At 75.3% G+C, this 6594-nt stretch carries 4 protein-coding genes, 3 tRNA genes and 1 pseudogene; 4 read left to right on the top strand and 4 right to left on the bottom strand.

The window, feature by feature from the left end:
• Positions 1-159 precede the first annotated feature (159 nt).
• Positions 160-233, bottom strand: a tRNA-Ile gene (locus tag ACWEQL_RS25910).
• Positions 234-638: 405 nt separating this feature from the next.
• Here ACWEQL_RS25910 and ACWEQL_RS25905 point away from each other — a divergent pair.
• Complete coding sequence (locus ACWEQL_RS25905; protein WP_452152704.1) at positions 639-1385, top strand: trypsin-like serine peptidase; 747 nt, start codon at positions 639-641, stop codon at positions 1383-1385.
• A gap of 184 nt (positions 1386-1569) precedes the next feature.
• Here ACWEQL_RS25905 and ACWEQL_RS25900 read toward each other — a convergent pair.
• Positions 1570-1642: transfer RNA gene (locus ACWEQL_RS25900), tRNA-Asn, on the bottom strand.
• Positions 1643-1688: 46 nt separating this feature from the next.
• Positions 1689-1761: transfer RNA gene (locus ACWEQL_RS25895), tRNA-Asn, on the bottom strand.
• Positions 1762-2002: 241 nt separating this feature from the next.
• On the opposite strand from ACWEQL_RS25895, the gene ACWEQL_RS25890 reads away from it, so the two are divergent.
• The 3 genes from ACWEQL_RS25890 to ACWEQL_RS25880 all read left to right on the top strand — a co-directional run bounded on the left by ACWEQL_RS25890 (position 2003) and on the right by ACWEQL_RS25880 (position 5486).
• Positions 2003-2299 carry a hypothetical protein gene (locus ACWEQL_RS25890; RefSeq protein WP_452152723.1) on the top strand — a complete coding sequence of 99 codons (297 nt, stop codon included), beginning with the start codon at positions 2003-2005 and terminating at the stop codon, positions 2297-2299.
• Positions 2300-2377: 78 nt separating this feature from the next.
• A complete protein-coding gene (locus tag ACWEQL_RS25885) occupies positions 2378-3808 on the top strand; it encodes an FGGY family carbohydrate kinase (protein WP_452152703.1) in 1431 nt (476 codons plus the stop codon).
• A 565-nt stretch (positions 3809-4373) separates the two neighbouring features.
• Entirely contained in the window at positions 4374-5486 is a 1113-nt protein-coding gene (locus ACWEQL_RS25880) for a DUF2690 domain-containing protein (RefSeq protein WP_452152702.1), read from the top strand.
• Between the two features lie 11 nt (positions 5487-5497).
• Here ACWEQL_RS25880 and ACWEQL_RS25875 read toward each other — a convergent pair.
• Positions 5498-6553, bottom strand: a pseudogene (locus ACWEQL_RS25875) (RNA polymerase sigma factor); the annotation flags it as partial.
• Positions 6554-6594 lie beyond the last annotated feature (41 nt).

Genomic DNA, 6594 nt, shown 5'->3' with positions numbered 1-6594 from the left:
CGGCGCCGGGCCAGGAGGGCCTGGAGGGGAGCGGGCGAGTTACAGCCCCGTCAACGCGCCCCCGGCGCGGCCCTATTCGGGTGATTCCCGGCCTGTCGGCGCGGCCGTGGAGGCCGTCTGTTCTAGAGTTTCGCGCAGGTGACGGCCCTGACCGAGAGGTGGGGCGGGTGGGACTCGAACCCACGACCAAGGGATTATGAGTCCCCTGCTCTAACCGGCTGAGCTACCGCCCCGGTTCGCCGCGCGCGCCGGATGTCCCGTCGTGTCAGCAGCAGACGGCCCCGCGAGGCCGTCCCGGGCAGCATAGCCGGTCGATCACCCCTGGTGCGCGCCGGGGGCGCACATGGGTGCGCAGCGGATCGCCGGGCCGCGGCGGATGACGACACGTGAGCCGGGGCGGTGCGTCCACGACGGGCCGGGGCAGGGCCTCGGGCCGAGCCGCGCGGCGGGCACGGCGGCGGCCGCCGGCCGGGCGGCGGGGGTTCACCACGGAGGTGTCACCGGTCCGCCGCTCCCCCGGCCTCCGGCCGGGGGTACCCCCGGGGGACAGTGGCGCCGCCGGGCGCGGGCTGGTAGATCTTCCTCACGAACGGCGGCCGACCGGACCACGGCCGCCCCGAGGACGAGAGAGAGCCCGGATGGCCCCCCGACCGGTACGGCCCGCACGCGCGGGGCAGGCGGTCGCGCTGGCGGCCCTGCTGCTCGGCGCCGGTACCGCCTGCGGCGGGACCGGGCAGGCGCCGACCGCCGAGGTGGCGCCGCAGAGCGCGACGGGCGACCGGATCGGCACCCTGTCGGTCCTCACCCCCCAGGGCGCGCGCGCCTGCACGGCGAGCGTGGTGCACAGCCCCGGGCGGAACCTGCTGGTGACCGCCGCGCACTGCGTGCAGAGCCGGCGGATCGGCCTGCTGGACGGCCTGGTGTTCACCCCCGGCTACCGCAACGGCTACTCGCCCTACGGGAGTTGGCCGGTGGAGTCGGTCACGGTGGACGCCCGCTGGACCGACCGGGACGACCCGGAGTACGACGTGGCCTTCGTCACCGTCCGGCCGGTGAACGGCCTCGCGGTGGAGGACGCGGTCGGCGGCAACGCCCTCGGCCTGCGTCGGGGCTTCGGGCTGGCGGTCTCGGTGACCGGCTACCCCAACGAGAGCGACGAGCCGATCACCTGCGCCGGCACCACCAGCGAGCACAGCCCGACCCAGGAGCGCTTCGACTGCGGCGGCTACACCGACGGCACCAGCGGCAGCCCGTGGGTCGCCGCGGACGGCACGGTCGTCGGGGTGATCGGCGGCTACCAGGAGGGCGGCGACACCGCGGGGACCTCGTACAGCGTCGCCTTCGACGACCGGATCGCGGAGCTGTACCGGAGGGCCACGGCCTGACCCCGTCCGGCCCCGGTGTCCGGTGTGGCGGACGCGACACCCCGGCCGGGCGTCCGGGGGCCCGGTGGGCGGCCCGGAGGCGGGGACGGCCCGGCCGGCGGCACGGCGGGCGCACAACACGAAGGCCCCCCGGTCGTCCGAGGGGCCTTCGCTCTGAGCAGTCACCGGGACGCACCCGGCGCAGCTCCCGCATTTGGACTCGAACCAAAAACCTGCCGGTTAACAGCCGGCTGCTCTGCCAATTGAGCTATGCGGGATCGCGGTACTGCCAAGGGAAACCGGCCCTGCGGCCGCTCTCCCGAGCTCCCCCAATTGGACTCGAACCAATAACCTGCCGATTAACAGTCGGCTGCTCTGCCAATTGAGCTATGGGGGATCGAGCTTCCCGCCGTGGCCCCCGGCTTCCCGGGCTCCGCGGCGCTCGCTGCGGGACATACATTAGCGCACTCGGGGGGGTGGTCCGCCAATCGCTTTCCCCGGCCGCCCCGCCGGACCGCCCGGCGCGCCCCGCGCGCGCCCGGCGCGGCACCCGGGGATGCTGGGGACACGGACGGTTCACCGCCCCGAAGGGCGGGTAGGGCAATGCGGCAATGGCCGCCAGGAGAGGGTGGAATCCGATCATGTGGAAGCTGTCGTTCATCGTCGGGCTCGCGGCGGGCTACGTCCTGGGCTCGCGGGCGGGCCGCCAGCGCTACGAGCAGATCGCCAAGGTCACCCGGCAGGTCGCCCAGAACCCCAAGGTGCAGGGCGCGGCCGACAAGGCGAAGCAGCAGGCAGGCGCGGTGGCCGGGAAGGCCGCCGGCGCCGTCGCGGACAGGGTCGGTGACCGGCTGCCGCACGCGGTCACCGACCGGGTGCCGTACTTCAACCGTCCCAGGGGCGAGGAAGACAGCTGGGGCACCTACCGTTCGTAAGGGCACGGGGCGGTGCCGGGCGGACAAATCTTGCCCGCCCTGCCCGCGCCGCGGCGCCCGCTGAGGCATGATCTCGACATGGCCATCGTCGCGGGGATAGACAGCTCCACCAGCCGCACCCGGATCGTCGCGTGCGACACCGAGACCGGCGCGGTGCTGAAGTCCGGCAAGGCGCCCCACCCGGTCCAGGAGGGGCCCGACGCCCGCCCCGGGGAGACCGACCCGCAGGCCTGGCTGCACTCGCTCGGCGAGGCCGCCACCGGCGGCCTGCTGGAGGGCGTCCGGGCGATCGGCGTCAGCGCGCAGCCGCACGGCATGATCGGCCTGGACGCGGGCGGCGTGCTGGTCCGCCCGGCCCTCCTGTGGCACGACCCGCGGGCCGGCGGGGCCGCCGCCGCGCTGGTCGACGAGCTCGGCGGACCGGCCGCCTGGACGCAGGCCATCGGCGCCGTGCCGGGCCCCACGTACACCATCGCCAAGCTGCGCTGGCTGGCCGAGTTCGAACCGGCCAACGCCCGCCGGGTGGCCGAGGTGCTGATGCCGCACGACTGGCTGATCTGGCAGCTGCTCGGCCACCCCAAGCGCCGCACCACCGACCGCGGCGACGCCTCCGGCACCGGCTACTGGTCGACGATCACCGGCGAGTACCGGCAGGACCTGGTGGAGCTCGCCCTGGGCCACCGGCTGAAGGTGCCCGACGTCCTGGCCCCGGCCGAACCCGCCGGGCACACCCCCGAGGGCCTGCTGATCTCGGCCGGCACCGGGGACAACATGGCCGCCGCACTGGGCCTGGGCCTCGGCCCGGGCGACGCGGTGGTCTCGCTGGGCAGCGCCGGGACGATCTTCGCGGTGCACGACCGGGCCGTGGTGGACGCCACCGGGCTGGTCTCCTCCTTCGCCGACGCCACCGGCCGCCACCTGCCCATGGTGGCCACCCTGAACGCGGCCCAGGTGCTGCGCTCCACCGCCGCCCTGCTCGGCCAGGACCTCGCCGGCCTGAGCGAGCTGGCCCTGCAGTCCTCCCCCGGCGCGTACGGCCTGGTGCTGCTGCCCTACCTGGACGGCGAGCGGACGCCCGCGCTGCCGCACGCGGCCGGCACCCTGACCGGGATGCGGGCCGAGTCGATGGCCCCGCAGCACCTGGCCCGGGCCGCCGTCGAGGGCATGCTGTGCAACCTCGCGGACGCCCTCGACGTCCTGCGCGCCCAGGGCGTGGAGGTGCGACGGGTGTTCCTGCTCGGCGCGGCCGGCCGGCTGCCCGCGGTGCAGCAGATCGCGCCGCTGCTGTTCGGCGTGCCGGTGGTCGTCCCGCCGCCCGGCGACCACGCCGCCCGCGGCGCGGCCCGGCAGGCCGCCTGGGCGCTGGCCGGGACGCCGGAGCCGCCGCAGTGGCCGCTGCCGGAGTCGGTCACCGTCACGCCCGACCCGGAGGAGGACCTGCCGGTCGGATCGGCGGTGCGTCAGCAGTTCCGCGCGGCGCGGGAGAAGGCCCACCCGGAGACCGCCTGACGGTGCGCCCCGACGATTCACCCTGACGGCTCGTCGGCCCGGGCGGGCGCGGGGCCGGGCGGTGCCGGACGGGGCGGGGTTCGCGCGCCGACGGCCCGTCCGCGGCCTTGCGCGACGGGCGGATCCGGTGTGGGACGGCGCAGGTCGGAGGCGTCCCACGGCTGTGGGACGGCCCGGAACGCGAACGGCCGCGGCGGGGAGGACGTGGGTGAACGTCCTCCCCGCCGCGGTGTCCCTGGCGGTCCGGGGCAGCCTCCCCCCGTGAGGCTGCCTCGTACCGGTGGGGGCCGGGACGGCCGTGAACCGGGGCGCCGACGGTGCCCGGACGAAGGATCCGGGCGGCGCTTGAACCGGCGATGAGAACTCTGCCGCAATTACACATACATGTTCGAGTGGTCACCGGGTGTGTGAGACACTTCGCTCCGTCTCAGCGCCTTGACGTGGGGTTTGAGACGGCAGGCCGGAGAGGTTGGAGACGCGGAGACGCCCCCACGGCCGAGGTCGGGGGACCACACCGGCCGAACGCCGTTCCCCCCGTCCCCCGTCTCGCATGTTTGGAGTACCCATGGCCCCGGCCTGGAAGCAACTGCCGGAAGAGTTGCCGGAACCCGTCAGGCGGCTGACGGTGGAACTGCGCGCGGTCAAGGACGCGACCGGACTCTCCTTGTCCGAGCTCGCCTCGCGCACCCACTACAGCCGGGCCTCCTGGGAGCGCTGGCTCAACGGCAAACGGATCGTCACCGAACAGGCCCTGGACGCCCTGATCGCCACCGTCGACTGCGACGGGCCCGCGCTGCGCTCGCTCTGGACGGCGGCCACCACCGAACCGGCCGCGCCCGCGGGCGTCGCGAGCGGCACGGGCGGCGCGGAGGCGGCCGCCGCGGAGCCCGCCCCCGCGGAGGCCGTGCTTCCGGAGGTCGTCGCACCGGAGCGCGCCGCCGGTGAGGAGGCCGCCGACGAGGTGGTGACGCGGGAGAGGGCGGACGCGCCCGAGCCCGTGGCGTCCGCACTGCGGCGCCGGCCGGTGGCCCTGCTGTCCTGCGCCGCCGTCGCGGTGGTGATCCTGCTGGTGCTGGCCGGGCTCCGCTTCTCCGGTGACGGCAAGAAGGACGCGGCCGCCGCCGCCCGGCCCGTACCGCCGGCCGGCGCGCCGAGCTCGCCCGCCAAGCCCGGCACGCCGTCCTCGCCCGCCCCGGCGGCGCCCGGCTGCCAGGCCGTCGGCTGCTCGCACAAGGACCCCAAGCTGACCGGCTGCGGCGCCGACGCGCGGACCATGCAGACCATCAACATCGGCAAGGTGGTCGCCTACCTGCGCTACAGCCAGCGGTGCCAGGCGGCCTGGGCCGCCGTCACCGAGGGCCAGCCGGGCGACAAGGCCATCATCACCACCAGCACCGGCGAGAGCGCGGAGGCCCTGATCCACTGGGGCTACGACAACTACTCGCCGATGGTGAACGCGGCCGACCCGACGACCACCTTCCAGGTGTGCGGCTACCAGCAGGCCGGCGAGGCGTGCACGGTCTCCGCCGCCGACCTGGCCAACTCGGTCGCCTCCACCCCGATCCCGGTCGGCCCGCCCAAGCCGCCCACGCCGCCGGCCACCCCGGACCCCTCGGCCACGCTGCCTGCTCCCTCGGCGACGCCGGCCGCCCCGGCTCCCGGGCCGAGTGCGTCCTAGTCGAGCACGTCCTAGTCCAGGTAGCCGCGGAGCTGTTCGGCGAAGGCGTGGTCGCGGAGCTTGGTCAGGGTCTTGGACTCGATCTGGCGGATGCGTTCCCGGGTGACGCCGAAGACGTGGCCGATCTCCTCCAGGGTGCGGGGCCGCCCGTCGTCCAGGCCGTAGCGGAGCTGGACGACCTGGCGCTCGCGCTCGCCGAGGGTGGCCAGGACGGCCTCCAGGTGCTGACGCAGCAGCAGGAAGGCCGCGGATTCGGCGGGTGAGGCGGCGTCGGCGTCCTCGATCAGATCACCGAGCGCCACGTCGTCCTCCTCGCCGACCGGGGTGTGCAGCGAGATCGGCTCCTGGGCCAGCCGCAGGACCTCGCGCACCCGTTCCTCGGTCAGTTCCAGGGCGAGGGCGAGGTCGGCGGCGGTGGGCTCGACGCCGCGTTCCTGCAGCAGCGAACGCTGCACCCGGATCACCCGGTTGATCAGTTCGACCACGTGCACCGGGACCCTGATGGTGCGCGCCTGGTCGGCCAGCGCCCGGCTCATCGCCTGGCGGATCCACCAGGTCGCGTACGTGGAGAACTTGTAGCCCCGGGCGTAGTCGAACTTCTCGACCGCGCGGATCAGTCCGAGGTTGCCCTCCTGGACCAGGTCCAGCATGGTCAGCCCGCGTCCGACGTAGCGCTTGGCGACGGAGACCACCAGCCGCAGGTTGGCCTCGATCAGCCGGCGCTTGGCGATCCGGCCGATGACCACCAGGGTGTCCAGTTCGCGGGCGAGCCGGTCGGGCGGCGGGGGTTCGCGGTGGAGCTGCTCCTCGGCGAACAGGCCGGCCTCGATCCGGCGGGCCAGTTCGACCTCCTCGGCGGCGTTCAGCAGCCGGATCCGGCCGATCTCGCGCAGGTACTGGCGCAGCAGGTCCGCCGCCGGGCCGGACTCCTCGCGCTCGGGCGGGTCGTCCGCCGCGGGGTCGCTCTCGTCCGCCGGGGCCGTGGCCCCGGGCTCCGATGCCCCGGGCTCCGGGGCATCGGAGCCCCGCGCCGGGGGGGGGGCGGGCCGGGCCGGGGGGGGGGGGGCCCGGGGGGGTTAGGGGGGGGGGGGGGGTGGGGAAGAGGGGT

The organism is Kitasatospora sp. NPDC004240 (assembly GCF_053603215.1).
This window is presented reverse-complemented; position numbering and strand designations above follow the sequence as displayed.